Annotated in this window: 15 protein-coding genes; 8 read left to right on the forward strand and 7 right to left on the reverse strand. The window is 59.5% G+C overall.

Annotated elements, in window-relative coordinates; translation table 11 throughout:
- Both EN943_RS08870 and EN943_RS08875 read left to right on the forward strand, forming a co-directional pair.
- On the forward strand, positions 1-1,807 hold a 1,807-nt coding region (locus tag EN943_RS08870), incomplete at its 5' end, for a GNVR domain-containing protein (protein WP_206522738.1).
- Positions 1,808-1,973: 166 nt separating this feature from the next.
- Positions 1,974-2,768: a sugar transferase gene (locus tag EN943_RS08875; protein ID WP_024505420.1), complete on the forward strand. Its 795-nt coding sequence runs from the start codon at positions 1,974-1,976 to the stop codon at positions 2,766-2,768.
- A 12-nt stretch (positions 2,769-2,780) separates the two neighbouring features.
- Here the strand turns inward: EN943_RS08875 and EN943_RS08880 are convergent, their stop codons facing one another.
- Positions 2,781-3,011 (reverse strand): hypothetical protein, encoded by a 231-nt coding sequence (locus EN943_RS08880; RefSeq protein WP_127219079.1) that lies wholly within the window; start codon positions 3,009-3,011, stop codon positions 2,781-2,783.
- 127 nt (positions 3,012-3,138) lie between these two features.
- Here EN943_RS08880 and EN943_RS37590 point away from each other — a divergent pair, with 127 nt between their 5' ends.
- Entirely contained in the window at positions 3,139-3,276 is a 138-nt protein-coding gene (locus EN943_RS37590; RefSeq protein ID WP_155924994.1) for a hypothetical protein, read from the forward strand.
- A 104-nt stretch (positions 3,277-3,380) separates the two neighbouring features.
- Here EN943_RS37590 and EN943_RS08885 read toward each other — a convergent pair whose 3' ends face one another.
- Both EN943_RS08885 and EN943_RS08890 read right to left on the reverse strand, forming a co-directional pair.
- Entirely contained in the window at positions 3,381-4,688 is a 1,308-nt protein-coding gene (locus EN943_RS08885) for a polysaccharide biosynthesis/export family protein (protein WP_127412301.1), read from the reverse strand.
- Between the two features lie 13 nt (positions 4,689-4,701).
- A complete protein-coding gene (locus tag EN943_RS08890) occupies positions 4,702-5,574 on the reverse strand; it encodes a glycosyltransferase family A protein (RefSeq protein ID WP_063170851.1) in 873 nt (290 codons plus the stop codon).
- A gap of 286 nt (positions 5,575-5,860) precedes the next feature.
- Between EN943_RS08890 and EN943_RS08895 the strand changes: the two genes are divergently transcribed.
- The gene (locus EN943_RS08895; RefSeq protein ID WP_245475653.1) at positions 5,861-7,051 is read left to right on the forward strand and encodes a glycosyltransferase; all 1,191 of its coding nucleotides are present in this window, start codon (positions 5,861-5,863) and stop codon (positions 7,049-7,051) included.
- Here EN943_RS08895 and EN943_RS08900 read toward each other — a convergent pair.
- A complete protein-coding gene (locus EN943_RS08900) occupies positions 7,044-8,174 on the reverse strand; it encodes a glycosyltransferase family 1 protein (RefSeq protein ID WP_127412302.1) in 1,131 nt (376 codons plus the stop codon). The genes EN943_RS08895 and EN943_RS08900 overlap by 8 nt on opposite strands.
- A gap of 195 nt (positions 8,175-8,369) precedes the next feature.
- Here EN943_RS08900 and EN943_RS08905 point away from each other — a divergent pair, with 195 nt between their 5' ends.
- The 4 genes from EN943_RS08905 to EN943_RS08920 all read left to right on the forward strand — a co-directional run bounded on the left by EN943_RS08905 (position 8,370) and on the right by EN943_RS08920 (position 13,312).
- Positions 8,370-9,647, forward strand: coding sequence for a glycosyltransferase family 1 protein (locus tag EN943_RS08905; RefSeq protein WP_024505414.1), 1,278 nt, complete (start codon positions 8,370-8,372; stop codon positions 9,645-9,647).
- 39 nt (positions 9,648-9,686) lie between these two features.
- Positions 9,687-10,793 (forward strand): glycosyltransferase family 2 protein, encoded by a 1,107-nt coding sequence (locus EN943_RS08910; protein ID WP_206516563.1) that lies wholly within the window; start codon positions 9,687-9,689, stop codon positions 10,791-10,793.
- A 231-nt stretch (positions 10,794-11,024) separates the two neighbouring features.
- A complete protein-coding gene (locus tag EN943_RS08915; RefSeq protein ID WP_157678615.1) occupies positions 11,025-12,080 on the forward strand; it encodes an acyltransferase in 1,056 nt (351 codons plus the stop codon).
- 221 nt (positions 12,081-12,301) lie between these two features.
- Positions 12,302-13,312: a glycosyltransferase family A protein gene (locus EN943_RS08920; protein WP_024505411.1), complete on the forward strand. Its 1,011-nt coding sequence runs from the start codon at positions 12,302-12,304 to the stop codon at positions 13,310-13,312.
- Between the two features lie 48 nt (positions 13,313-13,360).
- Here the strand turns inward: EN943_RS08920 and EN943_RS08925 are convergent, their stop codons facing one another.
- From EN943_RS08925 to EN943_RS08935, 3 genes are all read right to left on the reverse strand, one after another.
- A complete protein-coding gene (locus tag EN943_RS08925; protein ID WP_164753915.1) occupies positions 13,361-14,263 on the reverse strand; it encodes a glycosyltransferase family 4 protein in 903 nt (300 codons plus the stop codon).
- A 404-nt stretch (positions 14,264-14,667) separates the two neighbouring features.
- A complete protein-coding gene (locus EN943_RS08930) occupies positions 14,668-16,161 on the reverse strand; it encodes a lipopolysaccharide biosynthesis protein (protein WP_024505409.1) in 1,494 nt (497 codons plus the stop codon).
- Positions 16,158-17,261, reverse strand: a complete 1,104-nt coding sequence (locus EN943_RS08935; RefSeq protein WP_024505408.1) for a hypothetical protein — start codon at positions 17,259-17,261, stop codon at positions 16,158-16,160. Before EN943_RS08935 ends, EN943_RS08930 begins: the two co-directional genes overlap by 4 nt.
- Between the last annotated feature and the right edge of the window lie 451 nt (positions 17,262-17,712).

Here is a 17,712-nt window from a genome sequence, read left to right on the forward strand (position 1 = left end):
GTTCACCAATCAATGGCCCTCGATGACGGACCAGCAGGCTTCCGCCGGCCAAGAGTTCATTGGGCTCTCCGACGTTACAGAATTTGTGCTCCGCTACGCTGGAACTATCATTGCCTGCCTTGCCATGGCTCTCTTGTTGGCGGGGTTTTACAATTCGAGCACCGACCCAACTTTCATCGCCAGCGCGCAGATTCTGATCGAGCCGAAATTGCCGCAACACCTGCAGGAGGGCGGCGAAGTGGATCTGTCACTGGATACTGCCCAGGTGGAAAGCCAGATCGCTGTAATGCAGTCGGAAAAAATCGCAACGATGGTGCTCGACCAGTTGAAACTCGTCGACGATGCGCAGTTCAATCGTTCCCAGTCTCCGACTTTGCGGGACAGATTGACGAAGACCGGAGCTGTCCTGCTTGACGCCTTGGGGCTGCGGAAAAGCGCCTGGCTGCAGCATTTCGCTCTTAGCGAGCCTGCCGCACCCCCCATGCTGACCGATTTTCAGAAGTTCCGTCGGAGCATGTTGGTTTTCCGCAACGGCCTCGACGTCCGCCGAGTCGGCGTTTCCTACGCGATTGACATATCCTTCACCTCTCCTGATCCCGAGGGCGCAGCCAGGATTGCGAACGCCACGGCCGATGCCTTCGTACGTGAGCAGATCGAAACCAAGACTGACGCAGCCAAGGAAGGAGGCGCGTGGCTGGAAATGCGGCTTCAGCAGCTGCGAACTCAAATGAATGAGGCCATGGCAAAAGCGCAGCAGTTCCGGTCACGGCACGACTACAGCGTCGGCGTTGAAGCCAAAGCAGACGGGACGAGTGCTGAGCCGACGCTCGAAGAACTTGAGGTGACGGCTGAAACCTACCAGAAGATGTACGAGAGCTTCTTGCAGGCCTACACCAACTCGGTAAGCCAACAGTCGTATCCGGTTGCCGATGCAAGGGTCATCACAGCTGCGACGGCGCCGCTCAATCCGAGCGCTCCAAGGCCGAAGTTGATGCTGGCCTTCGCGGTGGTTGCCGGTCTCATTTTCGGTATTGGACTTGCGTTTGTAAGGCACGCGTTTGACTGGACCATAAGGTCGCCACGACAGATCCGCGACAATCTGGGCGTCGAATGCCTCGGAGAACTGCCGCCGATCGGCAGAAGATCGGGCCTTGTCGACCAAGTGGCAAGATCTCCGCAATCCCGATACAGCCATAGCCTGAGAAAAGTGCGAACCGAGATAAGCCTTGCGGAAACCAGCCGCCCGATCAGGTTTCTTGGGTTGACTGCCGTATCCAACGACGGTTCGAAGAGTTCGGTGGCCAGCAATCTCGCTACGCTCTACTCGATGTCGGGCCTGAAGACGCTGGTGATTGACGCCGACATCCGGCGCCCGACCATGACCCCCTCGCGGCTTCTGAGCCAGTCGGGAGCCCTCGACCTACCGTGCCAGGACCCTGTCCGTCTCAACATCGTTCGTGCTGCGGGGCGGCCGTTCGACATCCTTTCCAGTTCGACCGTGGACGCCAGACACCTCCTGGCGCCTAGCAAGATGGAGGCGTTCCTCTCGGAGCTAGCCGCTAGTGACCTTGCCGCCAACGGACTTCCTGCCTACGACATTGTCATACTCGACCTGCCGACGCTTGCCTCGGGTGCCGACGAACTGATTGTCGGATCTGTCCTGGACGGCGTGGTGATCGTTGCCGAGTGGGGCAAGACACAGGTCCAGACGCTGCAGGAACTTGTCAAGACGTTGCAGGCCTGCAGGACCCCGATACTAGGCGTACTCTTGGCCAGGGTCCGCGCGCCCAAGCGCCGCAAAGCATGAAACCGTAGCGAGACATTCTCCTTCGGAAGTTGCAAAAAGTCTAGGAGGATCATTCCTTGGGATTAGGGGGATAGCCCCTGAGCGTCACGCTACCTCCTTTGCCCTTCTTGTCGACAACCTCCGACCTTGGAAGAGTGCAACAACAAGTCGAAACAGCGATTGTTCCATGACAACGAACGCCTTCGAGTCACATCAGGCAGCCCCGATCTGGGTTCAGCCATCTCTGCCTATCCCGTCCGACAGCCGAACGGCAGTCCTGCACGTCCTTCCCGCATCCGACAACAACGGTGCCGGGGCAGTGTTGACGGACCTTTCGCCCGCGCTCAGGTTGGGAACGACGAACCCTCCTGTGGGCGGTCTCCTGAAGCGCATCATGGATCTGGTAGTAGCATTCACGGCGCTTATGGTTGCCGCGCCGGTAATGATTGTCGTTGCTCTGCTGATCAGGATGACGGCAGGAGGCCCGGCAGTGTTCTCGCATAGCCGCATCGGCTTTGGCGGAAAGCCATTCGATTGCTACAAGTTCCGCTCGATGGTCACCAATTCGGACGAAGTTCTGAAGTCATTTCTCGACAGCAACCCTCAAGTCAGGTTGGAATGGGAGGAGACCCGCAAGATCAGGAACGACCCCCGCGTCACGGTGCTTGGGTGGATGCTGCGTAAGTCGAGCCTCGACGAACTCCCGCAATTGTTCAACATCATCCGCGGCGACATGAGTTGTGTGGGTCCAAGGCCCATCGTCAAGGACGAACTAAAATGCTACGGCGACCACTTAGGGGAATACCTTCGGGCAAAGCCCGGGCTCACCGGTCTGTGGCAGGTGAACGGAAGAAGCAGCATGGACTACGCCAACCGCGTGAAGCTGGACTGCCAGTATGTGCGGAACTGGTCGGTTTGGCTCGATATCGTGATCCTGTTCAGGACGGTTTTCGCAGTCATACGTTTCGACCGGGCTTCCTGAAGTCCCGCCGTGTCACCTTTCCTTGCGCTTCCGGTGGACGGACAGGGACAGACCGATGATATAGGCGCCAGCCAAGACGAATGACAGTATCAGGAACTTAGTGACGGTCACGTAGCCCGGCAACCCGAGCCCATTCCAGGCAAAGCTTCCGACCACAAGCAGCGCAGTCGCCGCGATCAGCGCAGGAGCCTTGAAGCGCAGTCCCATCAGAACGCCTGCCGCCGATATAGCGATTACACTCATGAGCACCGACATCTCCAGTGATACCCGCAGGAACTGATCGCCTCACTGCGGCAGGGAAGGCATCGTCAGCGTGCCCACTGATATGCGGCCTCAAAGTGCAAGGCAAGTGCCGCCGGAAATTGCTAGCATGGTCGGCCAGATCATTGAACTTGAAGCGAACCAGTTCAAAGAAAGGTGCGCGGCGGTTTTCCGTGTGGAACAGCAGAAAAACAAGCACCTGCAGCGAGCTGGCAGCTCCGCCCACTCTGAACCGCTCTGGCCATGACGCCGGCGCGTTCTTTACCCGTCCAGGCGGCCACCAACGGTCTCGGGTTCGGAGGTCATGTCGAAGGCGTTGCGAGCCGGCACCCGCGCCAATCATGAAGCCTGTCAATTGGTACCTTGAACAGAAACCGTCCCTGCCTGGACGTCGTCCTCTACAGGTAGAGCAGCCAAGCCGGACGGCGGGGCGGGGATATCGATCTTCACGGTATCGCCTGGCTCGATCGGCGTCGTTTCCTCAGCCGTGAGTTCTTGCGAGCCGCTGTCCGTCGTCCTCACGATCTTGAAGATCGGCTTGGCCCTTTCGGCGCGCTCTCTAAGGGCGAGCAGAGCAGGGGCCGTGACCTCGGTATCGTGCAACAACTGCACCGCGGTGTTGGCCTTGCTGGTCACTTCATTGAGCTGCAGTTGCGTCTCGCGCAAGGCAGCAGCGACTTCGCTGGCTTGGCTATTGCCGAGGTTGAGGATCTCGATGTCGGTCTTGCTTATCTCCTGCCTGACTCGCAAGAGCGAGGTCTCGGCAACCAACCTGTCGCTCTGCATCTGTGCGACCGTTCCCTGTAGAGAGAGTTCCCGCGGTGCAACCGCCAGCCCCTTCTGGACAAGGGCCGAAACACCCGCGAGTTCCTTCTGGATAAGTTCGATCTGTTGGTCGTGGAAGGCCATCTGCTGGCCGAGCGAGGTCAGTTCCTTTTCGAGGAAATCCTTGAGTTCGCGCAGGGCACGGAGTTGCGTCGCCATGGCGTCCTTGCGGACGGCGAAGATCTTGCGCTCCTGCTCCATCGCCACCGCGACCGTCTCGTTCGAAGCTCTGTCCTTCAGTTGCGCAGGGAAGGCGATGTCGTTGCTGCCAGCTAGTTCTGATTCCAGCCGTGCTTTGCGGGCGAGCAGACTGACGTTGCTCAGCGCCAACAAACCCACATCGCCCTGACCCACGATGACTTCACGCTCGAGCCTCGACATGTCTTCCTCGCGTGTTCGCAGGCCGCCGGCGATTCCCAGCGCCTGCAGCACTGTCAGCCCGGGCCTGTAGGGGAACTCGCCTGGCTGCGTGACGTAGCCGACAATGTAGAACGGCCTGTACTGGACAATCTCGACAGCGACATCCGGCTGGCGGCCGAGGCCCATGTGCTGCATCAGGCGGTCGCCGATCGCGCGGGCGAGGTCGCCGGGGGCGGTGCCCTGCGCGCGTATCTGGCCGACAAATGGAAGGAAGAGCGTGCCGTCGGCACCGACGACGAAACTGTCGTTGAGAGCCGTCCATTCGAAGATCACGTCGCGTGATGCGCGCCATTCGTAGACCTTGAGCCTGACCTTGTCCTGAGGTCCGAAGAGGTACTCGGCAGCCACCGTCGGCAAGGGGCAGGCAGCCGCCGCCAATGAAGCCGCCGCCACTGTCACAAGCCATTTCCGCATTGTCTTCCCACCTTCAGATTTTCAGGATGTATTCGGGTTCGATTCGTCCCATGGCGATGTGCCGGATCGCCAGCATGTTACCCCTGAGCCTGCCCCTGCGATCGATATACGGCTCAGGCCGCAGGCTCTTTGCGAGATTCGCGGCGATATTCCTGAACATCAGCGGAAGAGCGAAAGAGGCCGGAACGGAGCCCTTCCTGATCAGATAGATCGCATTCGCAACCTGGGAGTAGCCGAACCGCTCGCCGCTGACCCGCCCTGTCTTGATACCGAGATGGACGCCCGTGATCGCGGTCACGCAGACCACGCGGCCTTTGGATCTCATTTGGCTGGTGAAGTCGATGTCTTCCTGCCAGCCGTACAAGACGAGGCGCTCGTCGAAGCGCAAGTCGCCCACAAGCGAGGAACGCAAGGACATGTTGCATCCGTATGCTCCGACATGGTCGACCACCGGCGGTCCATCATGTTTTTTGCCCTCGTTTTCCCGCAAGGCGGCTTCGGCATTTTCCCAGGTGAGGCCAGCATTCGTGGCACCGTCCCTGACGACCGTGCCCATCACCACCGCCCATCCATCATTTTCCACGAAAGCTTTCTCGACCTGCTGCAGATATTCGGCGGACGGAACGAAATCATCGTCGAAGAATGTGATGATGTCGAAGCGCCCCAGGGAAGGTACGAGAGCCCTGTTCCGCTGGGCAGCCAGTCCTTTCGGTCCGAAAACGAGTGACACCTGGAAAGGACAGCTTTCCGGCAGGTCGACATGCGAGGCGTCGGGCGCCGACACTATGACCTCATCAGGAAGCCTCGTCTGGCCGCCCAAATATCCAAGCAAACGCCCGACCTGTCCGCTGCGGCCAAGCGTCGGGATGATCACTATGAGTCTCATGCTCGATCCAGCTTCGGTTCCGCCGAAACCTAGACCGACGAGTGGACCGACACAGCCTGCATAAAAGGAGACGGGAGGAGCCTGGCCTACCGCCGGACACAGGCTTTCGGAGTATCCCGGTGACGGACCACATCCGCAAGTATTAGATGGCCATGCGCCCGTAGCGGTGTGTAGCCGATCGGACAGCTTGCCGGAGCAACGACATGGAATGGAGACTGCCAGCCTTATGAGGCTAGGGGGAACCATGCTCCACGAACGCTCTTCCGATTTGGCCGTCGCTGCCAAGATCGATGTATCCATCGAAGAATTGCCGGCCGCGCCGGGGCCCGGCTTCGACAGCAATGCCAGGATAGCGATCGTTCATGACTGGTGCCCGAATTTCCGGGGAGGGGAAAGGGTTCTTGCGCAAATCTGCAAGCAGTTCCCCAACGCCGAGGTCTTCACGCTTTTCGATTTCCTGCCACAAGAGGTGAAGGAGCAATATTTCCACGACGTGGAATTCCATACGTCTGCGGCCAACCGGATACCGATGGTCCATAAATTCTATCGATCCCTCTTCTTTTTCTGTCCCTTTCTGATCGAGCAATTCGACGTGACGGGCTACGACGCGGTGATCTCGTCGTCGGCCGCCTTCTCGCGCGGCGTCATCACCAGGCCGGACCAGCCGCATCTGTGTTATGTGCACAGTCCCGTCCGCTACGCCTGGGATGAACAATTTTCCTATCTTCAGCAGGGACGGCTTGGTTTCGGCCCCAAGGGAATGCTCTATCGCTACATGCTCCATCGCCTGAGGACATGGGATACGAGAACCGCGCACGGTCCGGACCTGATGCTGGCGAACTCGAATTATGTCCGCTCCCGTATCCAGCACATTTACGGGCGCCAGGCGCGCGTCGTTTTCCCCCCGGTCACACTGGGCGAATTGCCTTGTGTGGAGGATAAGGACGATTACTACGTTTCAGCGTCCTTCCTCGCCCCCTACAAGCGCACCGACCTTGTCATCCGGGCCTTCAACGAAATGCCGTCGCGGCGACTGGTCATCGTTGGCGAAGGGCAGCAATCAGCCTGCTTGCGGGCGCTTGCCGGTCCCAACGTCACCTTCTCGGGCTACCTGCCCCGGAAAGACTATGTGGACACCCTGGCGCGGGCGAAGGCGATGGTGTTTGCGGGCTGCGAGGATTTCGGCATAGCGCTGGCCGAGGCACAGGCCTGCGGGACGCCGCTGGTCGCCTTCGGTCGCGGCGGCGCCGTCGACATCGTACAGCGGCTAGGATCATCCTCCGAGCCGACAGGAGTGCTGTTCAAGGCTCAAACGGTCGATCACCTCAAGCAGGCAGTGGAACGGTTCGAAGAGAATAGCCGTGCCATTGCGCCGCGCGCTTGCGCCAGAAATGCAGGACGTTTTTCAGAAGAGAACTTCGACCGCGCGATCCTGGAATCGCTAGACGCCGTCCAGGCACTTCACGAGATCATGTGAATTCGGGAGCCCTGACGATCTTCGTTTCCGTATCGACGCCGTCTGCGGCCGCCATCGCCTGGAGATAACGCAGGCCCGTCGCCCTCCAGCTGTATTCCGCGGCTCTCGCCTTTCCCTTGCCCATCATCTGAGCGCGCAGGGCCTGAGAAGTGCGAAGCTGCACGAAACTGTCGAACCATGCGTCCTGGTCGTCTGGGGATGCAAACAGCGCTGCATTGCCGCAGACTTCAGGCAGGCTGGCGCGGTCTGAAACCACGACAGGACAGCCGACGGCCATCGCCTCGAGGGCTGGGAGACCGAAGCCCTCCGTGAGCGAGGGGAAAGCCAGGCATAGCGAGTCCCCGAGGAGGGCCGCCAACTCGCCATCCGAAATGCGGCCGAGCCAGTGGATGTTTCGCGCTTCGGTCCTGGCGGATCCTGACCTAAAGACGCGCGAATCCGACATGCCGACAATCGCGATTCTGAGTCCGGCTTCGCCAAGACGATCAGCCATGTTCAGGAGGAGATCCAGATTCTTGTGGGGTGCGGCACTGCCGATCAGGACAACGGTTTCCCGCGAGGCCGCCAGCCGCGTCTGTGCTGAGTGTTCAGGCTCCCACCGCAAGGCATGCTCATGGCCGTTCGGCGCCACGAAAGCCCGCTCTGCCGGGATGACGTCGCGGCGAACCAGTTCATCCAAGGAGTAGTTGGAAACGGTCGAAATACCGCACGCCGTCTTGCCGAGGGCGGGCAACAGATTCCTGTAAAGAAGTCTAAAGGCAAATGAATAGCTCTGCGGGGCATTCCAGACGTTTGCATCATGGACGCAGACGATATGCTTGCGGGAAAGCAGCGGCCCTGTGTTGCAGAGGCTGAGCAGTCCGCTGCCATCCAGGGATGCGGGGAGCTGCACCTGTTCCCAGGCATGCCCGTTCATGCCGCCGATCTCTCGACGCTCGATGCAAGCCAGGGGGAAGTCTCCGGACCCTGGAGGGTGGAGCAGTGCAAGCTCGAGGCCGCGGGTCAGCGGGTTCTGCTCGGCCAACAAGGTGTCGAGAGCGCGCACGACCTCGCGCGCGTAACGCTGAACGCCTGTTGTCGGCTGCGAAAGAAACCGCCCATTGATCGTCCAACGTCGCGCCATGTCGTCCACCCCTTGGAACTTTCAGTGTGGAACCGTCAAGACGCCAGGTCACCATGGCCATCGGGTCATTCGGCTAAGTGGCAATCATCCGGATTGGCGACGTCGGACAGCGTACCTACCTCGAACGTTTAAGGGCCTTGGTGTTCCTGGGAATGCTAGTCTGCCTAGGGTGCCGGAAGGTCGGGGAAGCTGGACATGGCCAAGCTCGGGTTCGATACGAGGGAGTCGCCGCAACCAAGATCGGCCTGGCCGGCGAACAGACACCGTGCCGACACGCCCTTGGCCAGATCCGCTGTCGCCGGCGCCGACTTCCTGATCGGCCATCCCGCTGCGGTGTGCGCGGACCGGGAAGCGCCGAGACGGCGCTGGACGATAAATGGAGACTTCACGACGCTTCGGCCAACCGGTGTGGCCCGTTACGCCCGCGAGGTCACCTTGGCTCTCGACGCCCTCATTTCAGAAGGGCATCCGCTCGGTCGCGACCTGGAGATTGATCTCGTGGTGCCGCGTCCGCTTTCGGAACCTTTGCGCCTCGATGCCATCCCCGTCCGGGTCGTTCCTGAATTCAGCAGGCCGCGACTGCCGCAATTTTGGGTGCAGGCGCAGTTGCCCTGGCATGTGCCTGGAGGATTGCTGAGCTTCTGCAATCTCGCTCCCGTCGCGCTGAGGCGCCAGATCGCGTGTATCCATGACATGCACACAAGGCTCATGCCGTCGAGCTACGCGCGAGGATTCCGCTGGGCGCACCGCTTGATCCTGCCGGCACTTGGCAGGCAGGCCGCCCGCATCACGACCGTCTCGCAACTCTCACGCAGCCATCTGATCAAGTTCGGAATCGCGCCAGAAGAAAACATCGTCGTCACCTACAACGGCAGCGACCATGCGAACCGGTGGGATGCGGCGAGATCAACTCTGGCCGTCGACCGGAGCAGGCCGTATGTCCTCTGCTTGGGGAGGCGGGACCAGGAATATAAGAACATGGGGCTTCTCGCCAGGCTGGCCCCACACCTCGACGCGATGGGTCTTGACCTGTGGATGCCAGGCGATGTCGACGAGGCCACGCTCCTGAGGTACATCCCGCAAATGCCCGGAAACATCGTCCTTCCTGGCCGCATAGGGGACGACGACTTCAAGAAGGCGCTCGAAGGCGCCCTGTGCTTCCTGTTCCCGTCACGGATCGAGGGCTTCGGGCTGCCGGCGGTCGAGGCGATGGCTTCGGGCTGCCCGGTCGTGGCCTCGACCTCGCCATGTCTTCCCGAAATCTGCGGGGATTCGGCCCTTTATGCCGATCCCGACGACGTCCAGTCATGGGCCGAAGCCATCCGCCTGTTGATGCTAGCCCCAGACTTGCGGCAGCGTTTGGTTACCAAGGGGAACGCCAGGGCGAGCAGTTATTCCTGGCGGTGGATAGCGTGGAAATACCTCGAACTCATGATTCAGGTCGACGCCGATTTCGGGGAGTTCGGCGATTGACCGGCGGCCAGTCTTCGGATTGACCTCCAGGAGAGCACGATGGACGAGAACGACTTGCGAGCATTGGTGGCAGCCGCTCATCGCGCGCGCCGGCCTCGCCGTGTAACCACCGATCCTGGCCGCAGACCGAAACCCATGCCGACCATTTCGATCTGCATCCCGACTTACAACCGCTCGTCCATGCTGGCGGAATTGTTAGACAGCATCATCGCCCAAGCTTTGGAGGACGAGATCGAGGTCGTGGTCAGCGATGATGCTTCACCGGACAATACGGTCGCCGTGGCCGAAGGCTATAAGGGTCGCATCAAGCACTACACCTTGCTTTCCCAGCCGAAGAACTTGGGAGTGGACGGCAATTTCCTGGCGGTCGTGGAGGCGGCGAAGGGCGATTACATCTGGCTGATGGGCGACGACGACCATCTGGAACCGGGCGGGCTAGCACGGGTGCTGGAAGCGATCCGGCGTTGGCCCGGCGTAACCGGTCTAACGCTAGGCGTGATCGACTATGACGTGACGATGACGCGCCGGACCGGCATCCGTCGGATCCCGCCTACACAACTGATCGCCGATGCCGGTACGCTGTTCGCGACGATGGGTGATCTGCTGGGCTTCATGTCCGCCCTGGTGATAGACCGTGCCAAATGGAATGAGATCGCATCCGAGCCTAATGTCTCGGAATTCAAGAATTACTACGTCCAAGTTTATATCATCGGCCGTGTTGTCGAACGGTTTGGAAAATGGGGCGTGGTCCAAGAACCTTGTGTCGGCTATCGGTCGGGCAACGACCAGTTCAATATCAAGTTCGGGTGGCTGGATCGCCTGAAGATCGACGTTGCCGCCTATGATCAGATTGCTTTCGCGTTGTTCGCGGACACACCCGCTGTGTGCGAAGCGTTTCGCCGCCGGATATTTGATACGCACGTGATGGCGCGGTTGAACAACGCTAAAACTGCGGGGGGACGGACCATCGCGGTGAGCGCAGCGATCAGGTACCTGTACGGCCGTTACCATGGAATGCCGCACTATTGGACCCGCGCAGTGCCGACGCTCCTTGCGCCGCAATGGATCCTGCGGAACGCACGGTCCGCATACAAGCGGCTGTCGCCCAACTCGGGCGCGTTCCGAGCGCGTGAAATGTCCAACTGATAGATAGCGGCAGCGGGGGGTGCTACCAGATTGAGGATCGCGTCAATGGGCGCAAAGGATGAAGATCGTGCAGAAGAACGGACAGGCCACCGCGAGGCCGACCTCGTAACAGAACGGTTGAGGGCTGATCGCCGATGCATTGGACCATATGACTCAAGGGGATGCTGGGGTCCCTGGGGTGGGGCGATCTTCTCAACAATAGGCACGGTCAGCTTCGGACTGATAACCCGGGTGAACGCGGAATACCATCCGGCCGCCCGGACTGCTGGGGCAAGGAGGTTCTGGCACAATCCTCAGCTTTTGAGGCTCATATCCGCCTACGCCATCGGCTACATCCACATGTCCGGAGTGGTGAGCGCCGCCCATATTGAGCCGGGTGTCTTGGACATTTTCCGTTTCGGGACGGATCTGTTCATGGTTCTGGCCGGTTTTCTTACCGCGCATGTGCTTGGGAACAATGGCAGGTCGGCCGGCGCCTATTTGCGAACGAGGCTCATTCGAATCGTGCCCTTGTATTGGGGCGTCACGATTCTCGCATTTCTTGTCGAGAACTACGCGATGAAAAGCCATCAGAGGACCTTGTCCGAGCTTTTCATGTCGCTCGCCTTCGTCCCCTTCGGACCCTACCCCATCTTGTATCCGACGTGGACCTTGCTGGTAATCGTCGAATTCAGCCTGATCATCGCAGCTTTCCAACTCGTCAACGTGAAATATGGGATCCTCTATTCCGCCGCCTTCGCGGTTCTTCTTGCGGTCGCGGGCGAGACATCAAGCATTGAGAACCCCATTTTCGTATTTTACACCAATCCGATCCTGATCGATTTCGCTTTCGGCATCGTCATCTTCAAGCTTTCCAACTCCGGGCTGTTCCCTTTCAAACTGCCGTGGAGCGGGGCCGTTACCCTCGCGGCGGCGGCAGTCGCCTTCGGAGCCTTAGCAGCAGTCTTGCGTCCTTTCTGTTGGCCGGCGCTGCCCCGTCTCCTCGCGCTCGGCATGCCGATGTCGGTCCTGTTGCTGGGGGTTGTCGCTCTGGAGCAGCTCGGTGTCTTCAGCGACTCCAAGCTCTTGAACTTTCTCGCCAAATGCACTTATGCGATCTACTTGACCCACTGGTTCGTGGCTATCGTATCCGAGAAGCTCGTTGCCGAAAGCGGAGATTCGGCGCGGCTCGCCTCGGTGCTGTTGTTCGTGACGCCCATGGCCGTCACCTGCGTTTCGGTGCTGGTTTATCTTTTTGCTGAAGTGCCGCTGACCCGATATCTCTCCGGCCGCTTCACAGGCAGCTGAATGAGACGGAGAGGCTGGCGATGAGGTTGCACCTCCCCCTACGCCTTTGGTCGATTGTCATCCCCTAGCCTTTTAGACGGCATGACCTTCCAGCCGATTTGTTGGAGGATGGGCCCGGAAACCAAGTCTTTGTCCTCGATCGTGGCGTGGTGCCTGTGCTGGCCCACATCAGGTCGCTCCGATAACCGAGGCGACCAATCAGGTAAGGGGAGCCTGTGCTGATGCCCAGCATCAATGTAGTCATACCCTGCTACAACGCTGATCGGTTCCTCGCGCAATGTATACGCAGTGTGCTTTCGCAAGGCATCGACGATCTCCGGATTGTTGTTATCGATAACGCGTCAACAGACGACAGCGTGGAAGTGGCACGCCGACTTGCCGCCCAAGACAGCCGGGTTGAAGTCGTGTGCCACGCCAGGAATGTAGGGCCAATTGCGTCCTTCAACGAAGGCGTCGAGCTTGCGCGAGGAGACTACTTCATCCTTTTGTGCGCCGACGATCTCCTGACAGACGGCTCGCTCCAACGCGCCGTTGATGTCCTCGAAAGCAATCCTGGGGCTGCTTTCGCCATAGGGTCTGATCTCAGCATGATCGAGGGGAAGGATTTTGCCGAACCAAGTCAACCAGATGGATGGCGCGTAACGGCGGGTGCCCGGTTCATTGAAGACTGTTGTCGTCATCTGGGCCATCTGGGAGTGTCCCTGGCCTTGGGAGCGGTGCTGGTCAGGATGACTGCGCAAAAGGCGGTGGGTCACTACCGTGCGTCACTCGCGCACGCGCCCGATTTGGAGATGGTGCTTCGCCTCGCGCGGTTGGGTTCAATCGTGGAATTCGAGGGCGCGCTCGGTATCCGACGCGTGCATGCAGCACAAATAACGGTGGTCCACTTTTCGGACAAATTAACGCAATTGAAAGAACGAGAGGCGGTATTCGCCAGCTTCTTCTCGTGCGAAGGCGCTGCCATGCCGGCGGCATCGGGGCTTCGTCGCATGGCAATGCGCCGGGTTGCCGATGCCGCTTATTGGTCGGCAGTCTCTCATATTGTCCGAGGAAGGACCGCTTGTGGCGTCGAATTGCTTAGATATAGCTTTTCGCTGTCTCCGATATTGAGGCTGTTTCCGCCGCTGGGCCATCTTTATCGAACGAAGGGCGCCGTCAGACGGGCCTTGGCAGTGGTTTCCGGTCGGTCGGGCTCGTCCACCCGCCAAGTGGAGCATGCGGATACAGCATAGTGCTGATCAAATCCTGTCGAGTGCCACTTTAGAGAGGCGCCCGCCTCCCTACACCATTTGTGATGACAAGCTGCTATCAGCCACCTGGCCTGCCTTGCGGAGCCAAGACAGGAACGGGCCATAGCACACATCGCAGGAAAAGAGGCTGGCGAATACATGCGCGGTACCCTCGGATTTCTGACGCCGAAGTTCCGCATTGCTCAACAGCGCGATGACCGCCTGTGCAAAGTCTGCACCACCATTGGCCACGATCGCTCCCTCATCAAGTTGGTGGGGGTCACCTGCGTCCACACCTATCGAGGTCGTCACGAGGGGGCGGCCGTAAGACATGGCCTCGGCCACCTTTATCTTGACGCCGGCGCTGCCGGAAACGAGCGGGGCCACGACAAGCTGGGCGCGCCTATATTCGGGAGCGAGGTCCGGGAGCGCTCCCACACACTCCAGGCCGGCCGCCGGCGTAACCTCACATGTGAAGGCGGCGGTTCCGACGATGCGAACCCTTGCCGTGGGGCATGAGGTTCGAACAGTTGGCCAGACCTCCTTCAGGAACCACGACAGTGCGGCACGATTTGGCTCTGTGGCATTCCCGACGAAGAGAACGATGGGCTCATTGCTGTCGGGTTGCTTTTCGTGATTGTCGAAGCCCATGCCAAGAGAGATCACGCGTGTCACCCCGAGATGGTTGCGGGCGTAGGAGGCGTCATCCTTGCTGTTGAAACCGACACACTCTGCCGCCTTCAGCGAGTTTGACAATCTCTTTTCCTCGGTCCAATTCTTGTCCGGGCCGGGGGTTGCGCCGGCCTCCCAGCGCGCTGCCCCGTTGCGGTGCTGAAGATGGCCAACAAGTGAGAAAACCCTGTTACCGTTGCGGGAGAGGCCAGGGGCGAAATGCACGGCATCGTGGAACAGTATGACGGCGTCCGGCCGTCCAGCTTCGATACGGTCAAGCACCCACTGAGTCTCTCCCTCGGAAAAGTTCTGGTCCGTCGTTGGGGAAACAGGTGCGGTCTTCCGTCCAAGGAACGATCCGGCCAGATGCCCGGACCGAAGCAACTCCGTGGATAGAAATGTTCTCTGGCCCAATCTGATACTTCGACGAACCTGCCACGAAGAAAACTGCTCTATTTCATATACGCTCCTACAGACTGGACTCCTTCGGCCGCGCGCTATGTTGGATACATACCCGTGTACCTCGTGGCCGGACTTCAGGAGATATCGCCCGAACGCCTGGATATAGGCGCCGTCTCCGCCGAAGAACGCGTCGTACGGATAGCTATGGACGATTGCTATACTGGCCATTTGCCCTCCAAATAGCTTCTCTCTCGGGCCTTCGCCGGTCGAAGTCGCGGGCTGCGTCAAGCGCCGGCCCGCGCCTCGCCTCGAAAGCCCAGCAGCACATCCTGAAACAGCTTGAGCTGCCCCAAGACGAACAGCAAGACGAATGCATAGATACTGATCAGAACCAGCCCGCCAGCCGCGAGCCGCAGAAGCGAAGGAACCTCCGGGCCGAGATAGCGCTGCACTGCCAGCGCACCCACCGAGGCCACGATGCCGGCCATCCATGGCCTCATGATCGTCCGCAACAGATCCCCGACTGAAACCGGCGTTCCGTGCAGGCTCCACACCAGGTGTGGATAGAGCCAGAGCACCAGCGCCGTCGAGTAGCTCAGTGCAACGCCCTCGGGGCCGAAGGAGATTCCTGCGCAGTAGGAAGTGATGACGAGAGGGGCGATGGCGAAAGCCAGATACAGGCTGCGCTTCTGCTTGCCGGTCGAGATGAGCAGCCAATATGTAGGGTTGATGATCCCGAACACCAAGATGGTAGGCGTGAGCAGCCGGAAGATGGTCGCCGCCCCCGTCCATTGCGAGCCCAGCACCACGGTGATGATCTCATGTGCGAACAGGAACGAGAACATTGTGATGGGAACCGTCACCGCGATGACGATCGAATATCCCTTGAGGTAGAAGTTCCGCAACCGCGCGGGATCATGCTGCATTCGTGACAACGCCGAGAACAGTACCGCACCGACGGCGCTGTTGATGGTCGCCGTAGGGATGCCAATCAGCTGGAAGGCCCGGGTATACAATCCGAGCGACGCAGCGCCCCAGAGCCGCCCGAGAAGGACTTTCTCCACATTGTAGCCAATATAGACAACGAGGTTGTTCAGCGTGACGATTCCACCGAAATGCAAGAGCGAGCGAATATTGGCGCCGCGTCGAGGCCATCCAGGAATCCACCCGGTGGCGATCCAGCAGCCCAGGCTGTTGATTGCCGGCGAGATAAGTGTCGGGGCGATCAGTGCCCAGTAGCCGTAGCCACGCAACGCGAGCAGCACACCGGACAGGATGCCCACGCACAGGGCACCCGTTTCGATCGCGCTGAGTGTGACATAACGCAAGTCGCGCTCGATCAGAGCGGCATGTTGCACGCCGGCCGCGTTAAGCAGGAAAGCTGGAGCGACCGCGATGGCGATCCTGAGTAGACGCGGCTCATGGTAGAAGGCTGATATCGTGTAGGCACTCGCGGCGCAGAGCAGCGCGAGAAAGACCCCTACCAGTATGTTGATCCAGAACAGTGCCGAAACCTGGTCAAACGAAATCTCATGCTTTTGGATGGTAGCGGAGGAAAGCCCGGCGGTGGTGAAGACGTCGAAAATGCCTGTGAGTGCCACCACCATCGCGACCAGGCCGAAATCGTCAGGGCTGAGCAGGCGTGCCAGGATGGCAATATAGCCCACCCTGAGAATCAGGTTCACCCCCTGGCTCACCATCCTGGCGACGCCACTTTGAATGGCTTCCCTTTTAAGGTTGCGGGGTTCGCCTTTGGCACTGAGGGCCTTGTGGGTCATGTATCACTGGCTGCATACGCGCTTGTTTCCGTTTGAGCTGCCGTAGCATGCCCCATGTGAGCGATTGCCTCGCCAGGCACCCGTTCCAGCCAAATTTCTCGCCACCAGGGATAGACGGCTCTTGGGCACTGCATCCGGCAATCGCTATATCTCGAATTGCACCAGACTTTTTCCAGGATGACCGCCGGTCCCCTGAGCCGGTTGAGAAGTCCGGTCTTTTCATTGACAAACGCTGTTACTCGCGACCGGACCCTGAAAGTATGGTCGCAATAGGGGACCATCTCGGCGTCGAAATACAGGCCACGGTTCTTATTATCCGTGTCTAGGGTCTTGAGGATTTCTTCATAGGACTTAACCCTGATCAGCTCCCCCGGTTGGAGATCAAGCTTGATGGTTGGAACCGGCTGGCCGGCAGGTATCGATCCCCGATATCGTGGGAATGAAACGCCACCGTAAATGTGCTGCACCTTGTCATACAGCCAGCTGACAATCACGGAGAGCCTCCCGAGATGCAGACGGCCCATGTAGTGATAGATACTGAATACTGCTGCATAGATGAATCCGACCAGGAGACGCTTTTTGCTGGCATTTCCCGATGCATAGTCTTCCACATACTGCCGGGCATCCCACCAAGAAAGTGGGGTGGTCGCATCCAGAAGTTCTGTGGCTTGGCATGAGTATCTCGGACCACCTGAAAGTGGCTGGCTCTTGGCGCGCGTACCAGCCAGCACGTCGCTTTCCGTGCAACCTTTTCCATTCGCCGCGTTGGTTCGCGGCGCGATTGCCTCGTCCGAGGACGCCACAGGCCTGAGCCATGCCTCTTTCCAGAAGACCAGGCACGCTGCCTGACAACCTCCAAACGCGTTGCCGTCGCACCTCAGATTTTCAAGATGGATGCCTCCGGATAACTTGCGTCCGCCAGCAAAATTGATCGTGTCACATGTCTTGTGCGCGCGCTTGTAAACACGAAAGCGGTGACCACAATATTGAAACATCTGTGGCATGAAAGGAAGCTCCTCAAGTCGACCATTTCTGTCGAGCGTAAGAAGGATTTCTTCCTTGGACCGAATCTCTACCCAGTCGCCGACCCTCAGTGACATGCAGCACTCCCGTCCACAGCGCGCTCCGCAACCAATGTCATTTGCCTAGTGCCGTACCATAGCATCCCTGGAATCCGACAGCCGTCCCCGAATTAGCGGTAGCTACCTTCCACTTTTGACGGAGTGGAGCCATGGCTGTCACATCACTACGATCCTTCTCTCGGACCCGAACGGTCTCCGAGGCATTTGGGCGGGCTGGTAAGGGTTAGGTGCGGTCGGGTGGAGGCCAGTCCAAATAGGCTGTGCCATGACCACCGTCTAAAGGGGTAACGAGAGCCCGCGCTCAACCGTATGGGCAAATTGCGCGAAATGTGTGCAGTCCCCACTATCCCGGATCTCGAAATCGGGCAGGGAGGCTTGTTGCCGTGTCGTTTCGTCTCGCAATCGTTGCAGCCTGCCTGCTGGCAACAGCCGCGCCTGCATCAGCCGATTTCCTCTGGGGCATCAATGG

The organism is Mesorhizobium sp. M7A.F.Ca.US.006.01.1.1, assembly GCF_003997935.1.
In the GTDB taxonomy this organism is placed as follows: Bacteria; Pseudomonadota; Alphaproteobacteria; order Rhizobiales; family Rhizobiaceae; genus Mesorhizobium.